This is a genomic window from Francisella salina, from assembly GCF_000219045.1.
In the GTDB taxonomy this organism is placed as follows: Bacteria; Pseudomonadota; Gammaproteobacteria; order Francisellales; family Francisellaceae; genus Francisella; species Francisella salimarina.
The window spans coordinates 1,301,334-1,317,734 of record NC_015696.1 but is presented as its reverse complement, the minus strand read 5'-3'; the positions used below and the strand labels follow the sequence as shown (position 1 = coordinate 1,317,734).

Below are 16,401 nucleotides of genomic sequence, written 5' to 3'. Positions count from 1 at the left end.
ATTATTTAGCATTAGTACTTTCAAATATCTTATCTGCTGATTTGGCTACAAAACCTTGATATAACTTACCACTTTGATCAGGATAGCGTTTTGCAAACTCATAGTAACAACAAGGAATTTCTTTCCACCCCTCTATAAATTTAACTTCAGAGTTGCCTGAGATTGTACTTGATTGTTCTAAATAATCTGCTGGTGTTCCTTTGATTTCTCCACCTGAGCTATTCAATACAAAGCCATTCAATTTTAGAAAATCATTAACTTCAGAAACTTCGCTAAATTTTTTCAAATCGTTAATAAAGACAGTAAAATGATTCGCTCTAAAACCAAAAGCATAAAACCAAGCGGCATATTCAGACTCTTCAAGAAGTTTTTGATAAGTTTTGTAACTTATAAAGCTCCAACTTGCACCTGATGTTAACAAAGCCTCAGGATTCTTCAGTAAACTATTAGGTATACCTTCTACACAAGCTTCCATCGTTTTTTGTAAGAATGGGCTAAATTCACTAACTAGAAGCTTACTAATAAACACTTTAGGCTGATTACGATCACTATGTTCAAGATGAATAGCTTTTAATCGCTTGACGTCAAAGTCATAATGTCCACATACCTTATAGCCAATATCTATAAAGGGCTTTGATAGCACATTTATATCTATTTTTGGATTATCTAACGTTCTTAATGCTATATGATCATTGACAGGCTTTTCACCCTCAGCCACAAAAGAATCATAAACTTGCTTAACATGTGAATTAGTTTCAATATACTGATCCCAAAGTTTATCTAAAATCTTAAAACTCATAAACTAATCCTCCAGATTAAATTTGATTCCTTGAGCTAATGGTAAATCTTTACCATAATTGATTGTGCTAGTCTGACGTCGCATATATGCTTTCCACGCATCTGAGCCAGCTTCACGACCGCCACCAGTATGCTTTTCACCTCCAAACGCGCCACCAATTTCAGCACCTGATGTACCAATATTCACATTCGCAATACCACAATCACTGCCTGAACTAGATAAAAACTTCTCTGCATTCTGGATATTATCAGTAAATATAGAGCTTGATAAACCATATCTAACACTATTGTTAAATTTGATTGCTTCATCAATATCTTTGAATGGCATTATGTATAAAATAGGACAGAAATTCTCTTCTGCCACTATTGGCATATTAGCATTTGCTTCAATTATTGTTGGCTCAACAAAGAAGCCAGCTTTTGCAATTTTTTTACCACCAGTTAAAATTTTACCGCCTTCTATTGTAGCTTGATTTACAGTTTTTAAGAAATTATCAACTGATGCTTGATCTATAAGAGGTCCCATAAGATTTTTTTGATCTAACGGATCTCCAACTGTAACTTGTTTGTAAGCATTGACCATTTTATCTTTGACCAAATCATAGATTGATTCATGTACAAATAGTCTTCTTAGAGAAGTACATCTCTGCCCTGCTGTACCAACTGCTCCAAAAACAGCTGCTGGTATTGCTAATTTTAGATTAGCTGATTCATCAATAATTGTAGCATTATTACCACCTAGCTCTAAAATTGACTTACCAAATCTTTTTGCTACTTGTTGTCCTACATCTTGACCAACTTTTGTAGAACCTGTAAAAGATACTAAATTTACCCTTTCATCATTAACCAATGCTTTTGAAACCTCAATCTCTTTAGAAATTATTGTATAAAAAATTTCAGGATAACCATGCTCTTGAATTACTTTTTGACATATATTGTGTACAGCAATTGAGCATAATGGTGTCTTTTCTGAAGGTTTCCACACCACAGTATTACCACAAATGACAGCTATAAAAGCATTCCAAGACCACACAGCTACAGGGAAATTAAATGCAGAAATAACTCCAACTACTCCTAATGGATGCCATTGCTCATACATTCTATGATCGTGACGCTCAGAATTCATCATCACACCGTATAACATACGTGATTGTCCTACAGCAAAATCTGCCATATCAATCATCTCTTGAACTTCGCCATCACCTTCTTGCTTAGATTTACCCATCTCAAGAGATACTAAGCTTCCTAGATGATCTTTATTTTTACGGAGCTCTTCGCCAATAAGTCTAACTAACTCTCCTCTTTTAGGTGCTGGAATTTGACGCCATTGTTTAGCAACCTCAGTAGCCTTTATAATAGCATATTGCATATCATCTAGGTTTTGATTTTTAACTTTAGCCAAAAGCTCGCCAGTTGCTGGACTTAAAGTTTCTATAACATTTTTATTATCATCAGTTATATATGCTTCTAAACCTAAATTTAATTCTTGTAAAATACTCATTATGTCCCCCTAAATTAATCTGCTTGTATCAAAAGTCCTGAATTTCTATAGTACTTACCGAATCTATTATCATAAAACTCTTGTAAACATATAGATTCTTGGTTTATAAATCCTGTAGGGTTATCTTTAGAGCTAAGCAATAGATCTATACTTACACACAAGCTTGTTGCAGTAGTTAATTGTAATGCTGAGAAATATTTACCAAACATACGTTTTGAAGGATATTTTTGTGCAAAATGACGCTCTGCTTTTAGACCTTTTCGGATACCATCTACTGATACATAGATAAGAACTACATCTTGATTAATTCTTGGAATCGCTCTTTCCATGATTTTAACCATAGTATCCAAATCTTCGCCTAGCTTCATATCTTGCATTAAGAATTTCATCTTATCACAATGCCCTGGATGACGGATACTTTTGTAGTTTATATTTTTAACCTTACCTGCATAAGTCTCGATCATCGAGCCAATACCACCAGAGGTATTAAAAGCCTCATAGGTAAGCCCATCTATTTTAATCTCTTCAACATCAGCTAATGGAGCTAGAGTTCTTTTTTTACCATCAACGACTCCTTCGCAAGGCTTTGCATATTCATTTATTAGGCCTTCTGTAGACCAAGTCAAACCATATTGAAGTGTATTCGAAACATTTAAAGGTAAAGCTCCCACCCTCATACGTACGGTATCAATTGAGTCGAACTCTTGCATAAGATTATTAGATACAATACTTATAAATCCTGGAGCTAGGCCACATTGCGGTGCAAAGAAACTATTTTCTGCTTTATCTGCTATACTTTTGATATAGTTGGTAGCCTCTACATCTTCTGTCAAGTCAAAGTAGTTAAGCTTTAACTCGCCTGCTATCTTAGCTATATCTTTATTAAGAAAAAACGGTAAACATGAAACTATAGTTTTTATATCATTCTGCTGCACATAGTTTTTTAAGTCTGAAGAGTTTGTAGCATCTAACTCTACGTATATCAAATTATCTACATTTTTTTCCAAAACTGGTTTGTCATGAGGAATGTATCTATCAATTAAATGAACAGTATAGTCACCACTTTCAACCAGTAAGCAGCTAACCAAAGACCCGACTCTGCCGGCACCAAGTATTACGATATTTTTCATAAATACCTCAAAATTACGCCTCTTGTACTTTAATTTATATCACTTGGACTGCTATGAGTAAATATAATTCGTGCTAGATTAATTAGATTACTTTGAAATTATTTAATAGAAAATAATAAAAATACAAATGATTAGTTAATTTAAAATATAACAAGAGCAACTTTATACTACTAAAAAATAAAATAATATACTTTTTTGAATTTGCCAATATCTACAATCCACAATAAAGTAGTCTTGCCTTGTTTTACATCTATTTTTTGACGAATATTATTAACCTGAATTGTATAGTTGCCACTATCAATCTGTTGTTCGAATAGGTCAATGCTATTGGGTAATAACAACCATGATCTCATATCTGCTCGCTTCGGATCAGTATTTGATAGGTCAAATTTTAAATGACTGCCCAAAAGCCCTCCTAGAGGAAAATTTTTATCATAATCATATTTAAATGCCTCAATAACAACACTTTGTGTAACAACTCTAGAGTAACTCTCTATGAGCGATTTCATAGCATATAGTGTCGTGTCAAGTAATGTCTCTGTATAAGTATCTACTAATGCACTACCTCCCGATGAAATTACTACTCTTTTCGGCTCAAAAAAACTATATTTTGTTTTGTATACAGGAAACTCCAGTTTCTTGATTCCTATATTGCCTAAATCAAGATTAACTTGTGCAGATTTACGTATATTGACAAGGCTTTGTTCATAAAAAACCACAACTCTACCCATTCCCATAGAAAAGGGAGATATTTCACCAGCTACTGCAGATCGATACTCATTAGCTGTTTGATCAAGATATTTGTTACCAATTGTATATTTTTGAGCATTTTCAAGGTCGTTCAAAGATTCCTGATAATTTTTTGAAATAGCTGAGTCCAATAAACTTTTTAGATAGTAAGTCATTGGATTACCATAAGCATTAGGAATTATTGATGAAAATTCAAGCATGGCTTTTAATGACTTAAAGTTATCTAAGCCTAATTCATCGCTAGTGATATCATTTCTATCAAGATCCTCTTTAGCAAGCTCCTTCATACCACCTGCTATTATATTTTGTTCATTTCTCCATATTTTGGCAGTCTCTAAACTATCCAGTGATTTAAGTGCTTGATTAACATCATTCGTTTTTAAATAATTTAGTGCTTGATATGTATACAAAAAGCTTATTGCATAGTCTGGAATATTATATGATGTTTTGATGTCATAATAGTTGTATGTATTTTTATTTAATAAAAACTTTTTTGCTTGCTCTAATGACTGGTCTTTATCTTTAGGGATAGATTTAATCGCTAGATCATAAAATTTTATAGAATCTAAGTAGTTATCGTTAAACTGCAGTAATCTTCCAGACTCCAAATTATTAAGGTTTTTTAACTGCTTTATATTAGCGATATTATTATTTTCATTTATTGCTTCAGATATATTATCTTCTACGAGATTTTTTCGCACTGGAGCAAATATCCATGGATAATTATAAGATGCAAATTTTATTTTTGTGACATCTTTTTTTGTGGTTGTACACGAGCTCAAAAGAACTACTGACAACGCTAATATTAATAGCTTATTGGATTTTTTCTTTTTCATCTTTGATAACACCAATGCCAAGGCTCATAAATATACCCATAATCATTATCACGCGGAAAACTCATCTTAAAACCAAACCTGTGAGCATTTTTACTTAACCACTCAAAAGCTAATGTATTTTCAAAAGATTCTGTTAAAACTTCTTTTTCATCTCCAGTAGTCAAATCTATAGCTCTACCTGTATGATGCTCACTCTCTCCAGGCAGAGCATTTACTCGCATAATTTGTTCAAGTGTTTGACCACTAGCTAGTTTTCTATCTATAATTTTTTGCTGATAATCATAACTTCTAAAACCAGAAACTATATACAAAAGAATACCCTCTTTTTCTGCTGCTTCTTTTAGTTCTAACCAAACTTGATGAGTATTCTTTTCTAAGAACAAATCTCGAGCAAAAAAATCCTTGCCAGCATAGATTAAGTCTTCCTTTTTAGCTTCGGGAAATATTATTTTTCTTACCATTTAGCTGACTCTTCCAACCTTAATAACTCACAAAGATATTTATCATGTTCAGAGGTATTAATAACTGTTTCATTAGCTGAGCGTAAATTTAATTTACCAAAATCAATATCTATATTATCTTTACTAGCATTTTTTGCAGTGTGTAAAGTAAGATTAGTTTGTCCCCCTGTCATTGCAAGATATACATCAGCCAATAACTCACTATCTAATAATGCTCCATGGAAAGTACGATGATCATTTCTAATGTAGTACCTTTTACAAAGAGCATCTAGATTATTTTTCTGAAGAGGATGTTTCTTCCTAGCAAGTTCCAAGCTGTCAACGATTTTCGCAACATGTTGTTCTAGAGTGCCATACTTATTATTTTTCAGAAGCCCAAGCTCCCAGTTTATAAATGGCACATCAAATGCAGCATTATGGATAATAACTTCGGCACCTTTAAGAAAATCAATCATCTTTTCAACATTTTCTTCAAAGAGTGGCTTATCTGCCAAAAACTCATTAGTTAGACCATGAACTGCTAAAGCTCCAGCCTCAACTTCATAATTTGGATTACAATAAAAATGTAGATTATTACCTGTAACTTTCCTATCAATGACTTCAACAGCCCCGAATTCTATAATCCTGTTACCTATTTTATAATCAAAACCCGTCGTCTCAGTATCTATAAAAACTTGCCTAGACATCAAAATTTCTCTATTTTGTTACTAAGCTTTATTATAACAGTAGATTACTATAAATATAACGTATAGTTGAGAGAAAGATAGTTCTGTCTCTCTTTAAAATTACTACTACGAGAGTAAATATTTGTATAATCTAAACCCAACCAAGAGCCATAGAAAGCATTGTATCTTACGCCAGCGCCGTATTGATAAGCAAAATTTGATTTATTTTGTAAAACTTGTGAATAATCAACATAAGGAATAAATCTTTTACCATATATTGTTGCTGTATAACTTGACTGTAATGACCAAGAAGCAACATTTTCTCCTGTACCTAAGAAATTATCATATATCAAAGCTGCACTAGGCCTTACGGAACCAAAAAAAGGTACACCAGCAATATTATTTGGGCTAACAGATGAAGAGTCATTGACTCCTCCAACACCCCTATCTGTTAAAAGAGCTTCTGCTTCAAAGTTAATATCTGAAATAGCTAGGCCATAATTCAAATCAAATGCGCCAACATTTCCACCATTTTTAGTTTGGAAACCTGATACATTTGAATACGCAGCTCCAAAAAACTGATAATCCCCTACTGTATCCATCTCGTAGACATATTTACTATTTAAAGAAAACCCCACACCACTTTTACTAGCAGCATTAGTTACACCAAAATAGCTATCAGGGTTTGCATTTAAAAGTACCGCATTTAGATGCAAATCTTGTGTATGATAAGAAAGATTTATATTCCCACCTGACTGCATAAAATATGTCCTAGTCAACGTCGAGACATAGTTCGAAACAATATCAAAGTTACCGTACATCACAGTTGAGTTTGCCACATAACCAAAAAATGGACTTTCTGAAAGGTTTCCTAGAATAAAATATAATGTATTTGGACGTACATTGAAGCCTTCATCACTGTGATCTTGATATAACGTAAACCCAACGAGTGACGTAAACCATTTAGAAATAGTTGATGCCGCATAAAAATCTACTGCATAAGAAAAAAGTCTATTTTCACCTCCTTGGGGAACTCTATTTAGTCTTTGCCAATCAATCAATGCTACTTTTGTTCCAAAGTAGATATAATTATCATCTAAAATACCTTGCTGTCTTGCTTGGAGCATAAATAGAGGATCTCCAGTATCTTCCTGAACATTCAGCATTGCATGAGTTAACGTTTCACTAACTCTAAAGCCGTTAAACCAAGAAGTTTTTATAGAGTCAATATTTAGTGCTTGGTTAACTTTAGTATCAAAGGTTTTCTTAGCTAGTGCTCGTTTTTCACTATTTGTAAGAGCCTCACCTTCTTTAATTGATAAGTCTTGAATAGCTTGCTGCGCAACTTTCTCTTGCTGTGCTGTACTTAGTGGAGCTTTATTAAAGATATAGTCTTGGTTAGGAAAGACTCTTCTATAAGCATTAGATTCAAGCCGACGAATATTATCAGGATCATAGCCACTTTCTACAGAACTAGCATCAGCTGAATCAGAACTTGTATCAGCACTGACAGATACACTAAATGGGAATAATACTAAAATACTTGCTAAAGCTACTATCTTTCTAAACATGAAACTACAATTCTTTGCTATCTAAGTCCTTGTCATTTCTTCTATTATGTCAACTATTTGTTGTTGGCTTAGTGCTTCACCTTCTTTTATTTCTATATCATCTATAGTATCAGCCACTCTTTTACTCACAGGAATTTTTTTGCCATTCTCTTCTATGTAATATGCATAACAAAAACTACATACAAATCCAAAGATAAGAAAAAAAGATAACCTTATATACTTCATTTTATATTTTTTTAACAAATTGAGATTTTAATTTCATAGCCCCAAAACCATCAACCTTACAATCTATATCATGGTCTCCAGTAACTAAACGAATATTTTTAACCTTAGTTCCAACTTTAATAACTTTTGATGAACCTTTTAATTTTAAATCTTTGATAACACTTACAGTATCACCATCAGCAAGAAGATTACCATTTGAGTCTTTGATAACCAACTGTTCATCAATAGATTCATTAATTTGCCATTCATAACCGCATTCTGGACATATTAGTAACTCACCATCTTGATAAACATATTCGGATTGACATTTAGGACATGAAGGATACTCAGACATAATAATCCCCTTTAAATTCTTTAGTGTGCATTAATATAACATTATAGTCTACTAATTACTATCAATTATATTTAATCACACCATATACTCAAACAATCTAATTTTATATAAATATTCTCAAATACATAGTCATAATATTATCTTGCTCTGAGAAGGTTTTTGCCCTTCCTTTAACATACGTATAGCTAAAACCAAGCCACCCATCAGCAAAAACATTATATCTAAAACCAGTTGCCAAAGATGCCGCATAATTATCAGATGCTTGTTGGATTTGAGAGTAACTCACGAATGGTACAAAATCCTTATTCATAACATTCGCTGTATAGTCAAGCTGTGAAGACCAGCCAAAGACATTACCTCCACTAGTCAAAAAATCATTCGACTTTAAATCTGGAAAAATTGATGATGCAAAAGATTCTCTTAAATTAAAACCTCCCGAAACATCTGTCATTGAGGTTACACCCTTATCTGTAAACACAAATTCATTAACAAGCTCAAGTTTGCTAATATTCATCCCCACATTAAAGTCCACGACTCCGACGTTGTCATTATAGTCATTTGTAAAGCCCGAAACATTTGAGTACGCTGCTCCAACATACCAATAGTCTCCAACACTTTGTAAGTCTTGGGTATATTTCATATTTACAGAAAAACTTAACTTAGAGTTACCTTCATATGCATTAGCTACTTTCAAAAAATCATCCTTAGATGAAGCTAAGAATACAAAATTTGTCTGCAAGCCATCTTTATTATACGAAAGATTCACATTACCCCCAGATTGCATAAAATACAAACGTGTTAAGGTAGGTATAATATTAGTAGACTCATCAAAATTCCCAAAATTCACAGTTGATAGCGCAGCATATGAATAAACAGGTAATTTATTCAAATTACCTAATATAAAATATACTCCACCAGGAGTTGCTGACCACTTACCATCCATAGTATAGGTATTTAAAGAAGCAAAAACAGATGTCCAATCGCCTAAAGTACTTGCTACATAATACTCTAGTGAATAGTTGTTAATTGAACGTGATGATACACCATTTTGAGTATCTCGCCCCCAGGTTGGAATAAAAGAAGCCATTCCCCCCACATATAGATAGTCATCTTTTAGCAAACCGTTTTGGCGTGATAAAATGATAAACTCAGGATCTCCGGTTTCTTGCTGGGTATTAAGCATTGCTTGAGAAAGTATTACATTATTTTTTATCCCTTGATAGAATGGAAGCTTAACTTTATTAGCACGAGACAGCTTTAGAAGAGTTTTTCCAACATCAAACGTTGTGCCGGGAGCTATTGATTCTCCTTCATACTGTTCGACCGTATCTAAAGCAGAATTATCTTGAGAAGTATTAGCTTTTGATTTATCAGTATTAACTAACTTTTTTTGAGTATCTATATCTGCAACATCATTTGCCGCATAGACATCATAAGTCAGCACTAGCAAACTTATTAATATTAAAAAAATATTTTTCATCTATGAGCAAAAATAGTGATTTTAAATTAGAAAGTATAAGAATAAATGATAAATTATAGATCTACAACGTGATCAGATAGGTATTCAGCTACACCTTCAGGAGATGCTTTCATACCTTCATCACCTTTATTCCAACCAGCAGGACAAACTTCACCATGTTCTTCATGGAACTGTAACGCTTCTACCATTCTAGTTATTTCATCCATATTTCTACCAAGAGGAAGATCATTAACAACTTGATGACGAACGATACCTGATTTGTCGATCAAGAAAGTACCTCTAAATGCCATACCACCTTCAGACTGAACATCATAAGCTTTAACAATTTCTTGATTAATATCTGCAACCATAGTGTACTGAACTGGTCCAATACCTCCGTCATTAATTGGAGTATTTCTCCATGCATTATGTGTAAAATGAGAATCTATTGATACACTTACAACCTCAACACCTAGCTCTTTTAGCTTAGCTGTTCTTTTGTCTAAAGCAATTAATTCAGATGGGCAAACAAATGTAAAATCTAGTGGATAGAATACCACAACAGCATATTTACCTTGGATAGCTTTAGCAAAGTCATAGCTATCAACAATTTCACCAGTTCCTAAAACAGCTGGTGTATTAAATACAGGTGCTTTTTTACCTACTAATACCATAATTCATTCCTCCATTTATACAAAGTTTTATGGTCAATGTTAAAATTTAACGCTCTTAATTTTGCTTTCTAATTATACTTATGTCAACTCTATTTATCGTATATAATATTGATAACAATACTTATTAACAAAATTTAATATGCTTTTACCTGTTCACAAAAATACAAAACTTCTAATTTTTGACTGTGATGGCACAATCGCAAACAATATGAAAATACACGTTAATGCTTGGCTTAGTGTATTGAAAAATACCAAGCCAGAGGTCGAATCTATCGACTTTGATAAATATAACGGACTACCTAGTGAGTATATACTCAAAGAAGTATTCAAATTTGATGAAAGTGAAACACCCATAATCGCTGAAAAAATTAAAGAAGCTTCTTATGAACTATTAAGCCAAACTAGACCTATCCAACCTATAGTTGACTTAGTTATACACTATCATAATAAGATACCCATGATAGTAATATCTGGTGGCAAACAAGCCAATGTAATTAAGTCTTTAGATGTTCTGGGACTTACTGATTATTTTGACAGCATAATTACAGCAGATGACTCACACCCAAATAAAAGCTCACCTGATGCATTTACATTATTAGCGAATAAATACAATGTTAAACCTCGTGATTGTCATGTGTTTGAAGATGGTGTACCAGGTCTTATTAGTGCTCTAAAGGCTGGGATGACAGTAACTGATGTTAGAAATATTAACATAGATATATAATTAATTAGAGTAAAATCACATGATAAAAAAAAGCACACTATTAGGACTACTACTGATATCTTCTTTGGGGTACACAGAAGTAGTAAATACGGCAACATGGACAACTAAAGATATCGAAAACGATTTCAAAACAAAATATTTTTGTAATAAGAATCTATCAAAAGAGGATTGTGATAAAAATTTTAAGAACATAAAAGATTATGGCATAGATGTCGGCTCTCTTGGTAATAAAAATATAAAAGACATCCAACTTGATAAAATATCATATACTACAACCAATTCTTTCCCAGCTACAGGAAAAATAACATCTCATGTATCTGGACTTGTAATGCTTCCTAACACCAATCATCCAAAGGGAGTAGTCTTATACTATCACCCTACTGTATTTGATAATGCTGGAGTTCCTTCTAATCTAGATAAAAAAAATAAGACTAGCTTGTATCTAAATACTGTTTACGCTGGAGTATATGCCGCTAATGGATATATTGTTGTTGCTCCTGACTATATTGGTCAAGGAGATGACTATAAAAGCTATCACCCCTATGTTTTATATCCGAAACAAACCATAAATACAGCTGTTGATTTATTGAATAATGTTAGTAGTGATATCCGCAAAAAATATGGTCTGAAAGATAACTCAACACTAAATCTATTTTCAGTTGGTTATTCTGAAGGTGGAGCATATTCTATATGGACAGCCAAATGTTTAGGATGGCGTGGTGACTGTGAAGGAGTAGATAAGTTAGATACACTATATAGATATAGAGCTGCTGCTGGATTAAGTGGAGCTTATGATGTAAGTAATACCACTCTAGACTTTATGACTGATAACAATGACTCTAGTAAGTATTTTTTACACAGTAAACTTATCACATCGATGCTAAAACCTGGTTTAATGGCAAACACTTTTATGAGTTATCTAAATTATAGCAATGTATCTAAAACTATAAGCACAAACGATATTGATAAAGGTTTCTTTGAAATGAATTGTTCAACATTCTCACAAGAAAAGTGTAATCTTGAAAACAAACACTATAACTTCGATTCTTTATTTTTGCAGCAGCATTTACCAAATACACAATTTGCTGGAGTAATATTTAATAGTGCATTATACAAGAAGTTTCCTAATCAAGAATCTGCTTCTCATTACGCTATACCTACTGGTAACAACTCAATGTATGACTTATTTAATGAAAAAATATTTACCAATAAAGAACTTATTGAGACAATGAAAGCTGCAGATATTGTTAATTTTGGTAAAAAAACCAGAACTCCTTTGTATCTATTTGCACTCAAAGAGGACTCTGTAGTAACTCGACTTAATTATGATAAATTTATGCAAAATGCCAATGCTATAGTTGATGGTTTTATTTTGGATAATAACAAAATTGTTACAAGCACTACTGATTGGTTACCGGTACAGCTTGATATTAATGAAATTGACCATGTAACTGGTGAAACCTATGCTAACCTATTTGCATATAAATACATTGATGACATAAATAAGGTATACATATAAAACTATGATTGATGCTATTACACAGAGGACCGGTATTTTAGTCGATGAAACTGGTATTAATAAACTTGAGAATACTAATATCTTTGTAGCTGGATGTGGCGGAGTAGGCTCATATGTTATAGAGGCGCTTGCCAGAGCAGGTATTGGCAAGCTTACTATAGTTGATATGGACGTAGTAGATCCATCAAACATTAACCGACAGCTAATTGCTCTTCATAGCACTATTGGAAAATCAAAAGTTGATATTATGAAAGAGCGCATCTCAGATATAAACCCAGAATGTAAGGTTAACGCTTTAAAAACTTTTATAAACCCAGAAAATACTCTTGAGCTACTTAGCAATGAAAAATATGACTATGTAATTGATGCTATTGATACACTTAATGCTAAAGTAAACCTCGTTAAGGTAGCTCATCAAGACTTAGGTATAAAAACAATATCAAGTATGGGTGCCGGTGGAAAAACAGACCCAACGCAGATAAAAGTAGCAGATATATATAAAACTGATGTATGTGCTCTAGCAAGGGCGATGAGAACAAGATTAAAAAAATTACATGTTGCAAAGGGAGTCAAAGCTATCTTTTCAACACAAAAAGGTATAGACCCTCTCCCACCTAATGCTCCCGAGCCAAATCAACATGGCAGATCTAGAGCAACAAATGGAACTCTTAGCTATATGCCTTCGCTATTTGGTCTTACGATAGCAGGTATTGTTATCAAAGAAATTGTTGGAAATCATTTTAATCAATAAAATATTTTAAACCCTAGAAATATACTCTCATATCATTTACCCTTAATGATTAATATAACTAAAAAGTCATTTAGAAAATGCCAAAAAAGTTTAGACTTAGATATGTACTACTTGTTGTAATTATTGTAGCAGCTGCCGTTTTTTTCTCTAGTAACTCCTCAGATGTACAAGTTGATGCAAATATGGGAGCCTGTGAAATATTAGATCAAAACCCTAACTGGAAATTATCACTAAAAAAAGCTCAAGATAAATATAATCTATCCCCAGCTTTTGCAATGGGTCTTATATATCAAGAATCTCGTTTCGATGCCGAAGCTAAAAGCAGTTACTCAACTGCTTATGGATATGCTCAAGCTATAAACAGTACATGGAAACACTTCCAAGAAGAAGTTAAGCAAAATGCTAAAAGAAATAATTTCGATGATAGTGTACAGTTTATAGGCTGGTATATGGCACAACTTTCAAAATCTCTAAAACTTAAAATGAGTGATATCGAAAATCTATATATGGCATATATGCTCGGAGCAACTGGATATAAGCGCTACAAAGCTGGCACATTCAAAAATAAGGCTAAAATCGAAGAAGATAAAAATATAGCAAATAAAGTTAAAGCTTATACTAATTTATATAAGTCACAGTTGAAAGACTGTAAAATTTAGAATCTATACGCCAGTGTAGTCATTACTTTTGACTGAAGCTTCATTATAGCTTTTACAGGTTTAGGTAACTTTTTGCCTCCAGCTTTCTCTGCTTCAATTGCATGCTCAGATTCATCAAGGTACATTTGTTTAAGTATCTCACGTGAGCGATTATCATTAACTGGTAAGTTTTTTAAATGTGAATCCAGGTGTTTCATAACTTGTTTTTCTGTCTCCACAACAAAACCATAACTTAGACTATCACTAATAGAGCCAGCGGTAGCTCCTATACCAAAAGACGCCCAGTACCAAAATGGATTTAGTAAACTAGGCTTTGCCTCTAACTCATCTAGTCGCTCCGCACACCAAGCTAAATGGTCATACTCTTCGTCAGCTGCGTGATATAAGTGCTCTTTTGTTTCAACTGATTTTGCTACAGATGCTTGTCCTCTATAAAGTCCTTGAGCACAAATTTCTCCAGTATAATCAACTCGCATCAGTCCAGCTGCGTGTTTTTTATCCTCATCAGATAACTTACCATCTCTTATATCACCAGCTGGAGACTTTCTATTGGGATTAAGAGGATGCTTTGTAAATCTTGCATAACTATCAATTTCTTGAACAATTCGATCTAAAAAAGATAATTTTCTCATAACTGAAGTCCTTTCTTAAATAAAACCAAATATCGCATTAGCTGCGACAATTGCAAACAACAGATTGAGTATCAAGAACACCCAACCCACCGTATAACCTTCTTTAATTGAAAATACAGCATAAATAGCCAGAACTATACCACATACAATCATAGGTTCATTTCTACTCAATAGTATACCAAAACATAACGCCACAAGCCCTATAAAAGCACAAACTCTAGCTATATTTATTTTATACTTACTAAAATAAGTAATTGAGAATATAATTGCCAATACTATGAATACTAGTAAATTATATATCTGAGAAAAACTAAAAAACACCATAGTGGCACTAACAAATGCAATACCTTGCAAACCACTAAAAAACGGCTCTTTTTGGATTACAGCTGATAAGAATAAGAAAAAAGTTGCAAAAAAAACTATAAGATTTTTCTGAGCAACATCTGTTTCAACTAAACCAAACATAAATATTATTAGACCTACAATTCCCACTAGTAAGCCTGCATTACTCATAATTTTTTTTAACATACAAAAAGACAAATAAGTTTAATTGAAAATTATTATAATTATAAACTATAATCGTTACAAAAGTTTTCATTGAATAACAGCTAAACTATTAGTTATAATTATGAAATATCTATTTTGATTCATTTTTTAGCATAATTAAGGAGATTTTAATGGCTAGAAAGAAAATAGCGCTTATTGGTGCTGGTAATATTGGTGGAACACTTGCTCATTTATCACTAATCAAGCAGCTAGGTGATGTGGTTCTTTTTGATATAGCTCCAGGCATGCCTCAGGGTAAAGCTCTAGACTTATTACAAACTTGCCCTATCGAAGGAGTTGATTTCAAAGTTAGAGGTACAAATGATTATAAAGATCTAGAACACTCTGATGTGGTAATAGTCACAGCTGGTGTACCAAGAAAGCCTGGTATGTCTCGTGATGATTTACTTGGCATCAACATTAAAGTAATGCAATCTGTAGGCGAAGGTATCAAACACAACTGCCCAGATGCATTTGTTATATGTATCACGAATCCTCTTGATATCATGGTAAATATGCTACAAAAGTTCTCCGGTGTACCTGATAATAAGATTGTTGGTATGGCTGGTGTACTTGATTCTGCAAGATTTAGAACTTTCTTAGCAGATGAGCTTAATGTCTCTGTACAGCAAGTTCAGGCTTATGTAATGGGTGGACATGGTGATACTATGGTACCTCTTACAAAAATGTCTAATGTTGCGGGCGTATCTCTAGAGCAACTAGTCAAAGAAGGCAAAATTAGCCAAGAAAGATTAGATTCTACAGTAGCTAGAACTAGAAGTGGTGGTGGTGAAATTGTAGCTTTACTTAAAACAGGTTCTGCTTACTATGCTCCAGCTGCTGCTGGTATACAAATGGCAGAAAGTTATCTAAGAGATAAGAAGATGGTTCTTCCATGTGCTGCAAAAGTAAAAGCTGGTATGTATGGTGTTGACGAAGATCTATTCGTAGGTGTTCCAACAGAGATCTCTGCTAATGGCGTAAGACCTATTGAAGTTGAAATTTCTGATAAAGAAAGAGAGCAACTTCAAGTATCAATTAATGCAGTTAAAGAGCTTAATATTGCCGCTGCTGAAATTTTATCAAAATAATTTTCTAGCATGTCTAGACAGTAACCATTGTACTGTCTACATCTCAAAAGTGATTTATCAAAGTCAAGTGTAATA

18 protein-coding genes are annotated in these 16,401 nt (G+C 33.2%); 5 read left to right on the top strand and 13 right to left on the bottom strand.

Translation table 11 applies throughout. From position 1 onward, the window contains the following. Position 1: 1 nt before the first annotated feature. The 11 genes from F7308_RS06415 to F7308_RS06365 form a co-directional block, all read right to left on the bottom strand. Complete coding sequence (locus F7308_RS06415; protein ID WP_013923042.1) at positions 2–799, bottom strand: DUF1338 domain-containing protein; 798 nt, start codon at positions 797–799, stop codon at positions 2–4. Positions 800–802: 3 nt separating this feature from the next. Then, on the bottom strand, positions 803–2,299 hold the full coding sequence (gene amaB, locus F7308_RS06410; RefSeq protein ID WP_013923041.1) for an L-piperidine-6-carboxylate dehydrogenase: 1,497 nt from the start codon (positions 2,297–2,299) through the stop codon (positions 803–805). Between the two features lie 14 nt (positions 2,300–2,313). Then, a complete protein-coding gene (locus tag F7308_RS06405; protein ID WP_013923040.1) occupies positions 2,314–3,429 on the bottom strand; it encodes a saccharopine dehydrogenase family protein in 1,116 nt (371 codons plus the stop codon). A 170-nt stretch (positions 3,430–3,599) separates the two neighbouring features. Continuing rightward, positions 3,600–5,015 (bottom strand): hypothetical protein, encoded by a 1,416-nt coding sequence (locus tag F7308_RS06400; protein WP_013923039.1) that lies wholly within the window; start codon positions 5,013–5,015, stop codon positions 3,600–3,602. After that, positions 5,012–5,476 (bottom strand): M15 family metallopeptidase, encoded by a 465-nt coding sequence (locus F7308_RS06395; RefSeq protein ID WP_013923038.1) that lies wholly within the window; start codon positions 5,474–5,476, stop codon positions 5,012–5,014. The genes F7308_RS06400 and F7308_RS06395 overlap by 4 nt, the downstream gene beginning before the upstream one ends. Then, complete coding sequence (gene dnaQ, locus F7308_RS06390) at positions 5,470–6,162, bottom strand: DNA polymerase III subunit epsilon (protein ID WP_013923037.1); 693 nt, start codon at positions 6,160–6,162, stop codon at positions 5,470–5,472. The genes F7308_RS06395 and dnaQ overlap by 7 nt, the downstream gene beginning before the upstream one ends. Before the next feature lie 47 nt (positions 6,163–6,209). Next, a complete protein-coding gene (locus F7308_RS10205) occupies positions 6,210–7,712 on the bottom strand; it encodes a hypothetical protein (RefSeq protein WP_013923036.1) in 1,503 nt (500 codons plus the stop codon). A gap of 21 nt (positions 7,713–7,733) precedes the next feature. Beyond that, complete coding sequence (locus F7308_RS06380; protein ID WP_013923035.1) at positions 7,734–7,937, bottom strand: hypothetical protein; 204 nt, start codon at positions 7,935–7,937, stop codon at positions 7,734–7,736. Position 7,938: 1 nt separating this feature from the next. After that, the gene (locus F7308_RS06375; protein ID WP_013923034.1) at positions 7,939–8,271 is read right to left on the bottom strand and encodes a zinc ribbon domain-containing protein YjdM; all 333 of its coding nucleotides are present in this window, start codon (positions 8,269–8,271) and stop codon (positions 7,939–7,941) included. A gap of 103 nt (positions 8,272–8,374) precedes the next feature. After that, positions 8,375–9,751 (bottom strand): hypothetical protein, encoded by a 1,377-nt coding sequence (locus F7308_RS06370; RefSeq protein WP_013923033.1) that lies wholly within the window; start codon positions 9,749–9,751, stop codon positions 8,375–8,377. 53 nt (positions 9,752–9,804) lie between these two features. After that, on the bottom strand, positions 9,805–10,404 hold the full coding sequence (locus tag F7308_RS06365; protein ID WP_013923032.1) for a peroxiredoxin: 600 nt from the start codon (positions 10,402–10,404) through the stop codon (positions 9,805–9,807). 139 nt (positions 10,405–10,543) lie between these two features. Between F7308_RS06365 and F7308_RS06360 the strand changes: the two genes are divergently transcribed. The 4 genes from F7308_RS06360 (at position 10,544) to F7308_RS06345 (ending at position 14,057) form a co-directional block, all read left to right on the top strand. Beyond that, positions 10,544–11,128, top strand: coding sequence for an HAD family hydrolase (locus tag F7308_RS06360; protein WP_013923031.1), 585 nt, complete (start codon positions 10,544–10,546; stop codon positions 11,126–11,128). A 22-nt stretch (positions 11,129–11,150) separates the two neighbouring features. Then, positions 11,151–12,647 carry an alpha/beta hydrolase family protein gene (locus F7308_RS06355; protein ID WP_041263937.1) on the top strand — a complete coding sequence of 499 codons (1,497 nt, stop codon included), beginning with the start codon at positions 11,151–11,153 and terminating at the stop codon, positions 12,645–12,647. Between the two features lie 4 nt (positions 12,648–12,651). Beyond that, positions 12,652–13,398, top strand: a complete 747-nt coding sequence (locus F7308_RS06350) for a tRNA threonylcarbamoyladenosine dehydratase (RefSeq protein WP_013923029.1) — start codon at positions 12,652–12,654, stop codon at positions 13,396–13,398. Between the two features lie 77 nt (positions 13,399–13,475). Next, positions 13,476–14,057 carry a transglycosylase SLT domain-containing protein gene (locus F7308_RS06345; RefSeq protein ID WP_013923028.1) on the top strand — a complete coding sequence of 194 codons (582 nt, stop codon included), beginning with the start codon at positions 13,476–13,478 and terminating at the stop codon, positions 14,055–14,057. Here the strand turns inward: F7308_RS06345 and coq7 are convergent. Together coq7 and F7308_RS06335 are read right to left on the bottom strand one after the other, a co-directional pair. Next, on the bottom strand, positions 14,054–14,689 hold the full coding sequence (gene coq7 / locus F7308_RS06340) for a 2-polyprenyl-3-methyl-6-methoxy-1,4-benzoquinone monooxygenase (RefSeq protein WP_013923027.1): 636 nt from the start codon (positions 14,687–14,689) through the stop codon (positions 14,054–14,056). The genes F7308_RS06345 and coq7 overlap by 4 nt on opposite strands. A gap of 15 nt (positions 14,690–14,704) precedes the next feature. Continuing rightward, the gene (locus tag F7308_RS06335; RefSeq protein ID WP_013923026.1) at positions 14,705–15,217 is read right to left on the bottom strand and encodes a hypothetical protein; all 513 of its coding nucleotides are present in this window, start codon (positions 15,215–15,217) and stop codon (positions 14,705–14,707) included. Positions 15,218–15,366: 149 nt separating this feature from the next. On the opposite strand from F7308_RS06335, the gene mdh reads away from it, so the two are divergent. Then, positions 15,367–16,326, top strand: coding sequence for a malate dehydrogenase (gene mdh / locus F7308_RS06330; RefSeq protein ID WP_013923025.1), 960 nt, complete (start codon positions 15,367–15,369; stop codon positions 16,324–16,326). Positions 16,327–16,401 lie beyond the last annotated feature (75 nt).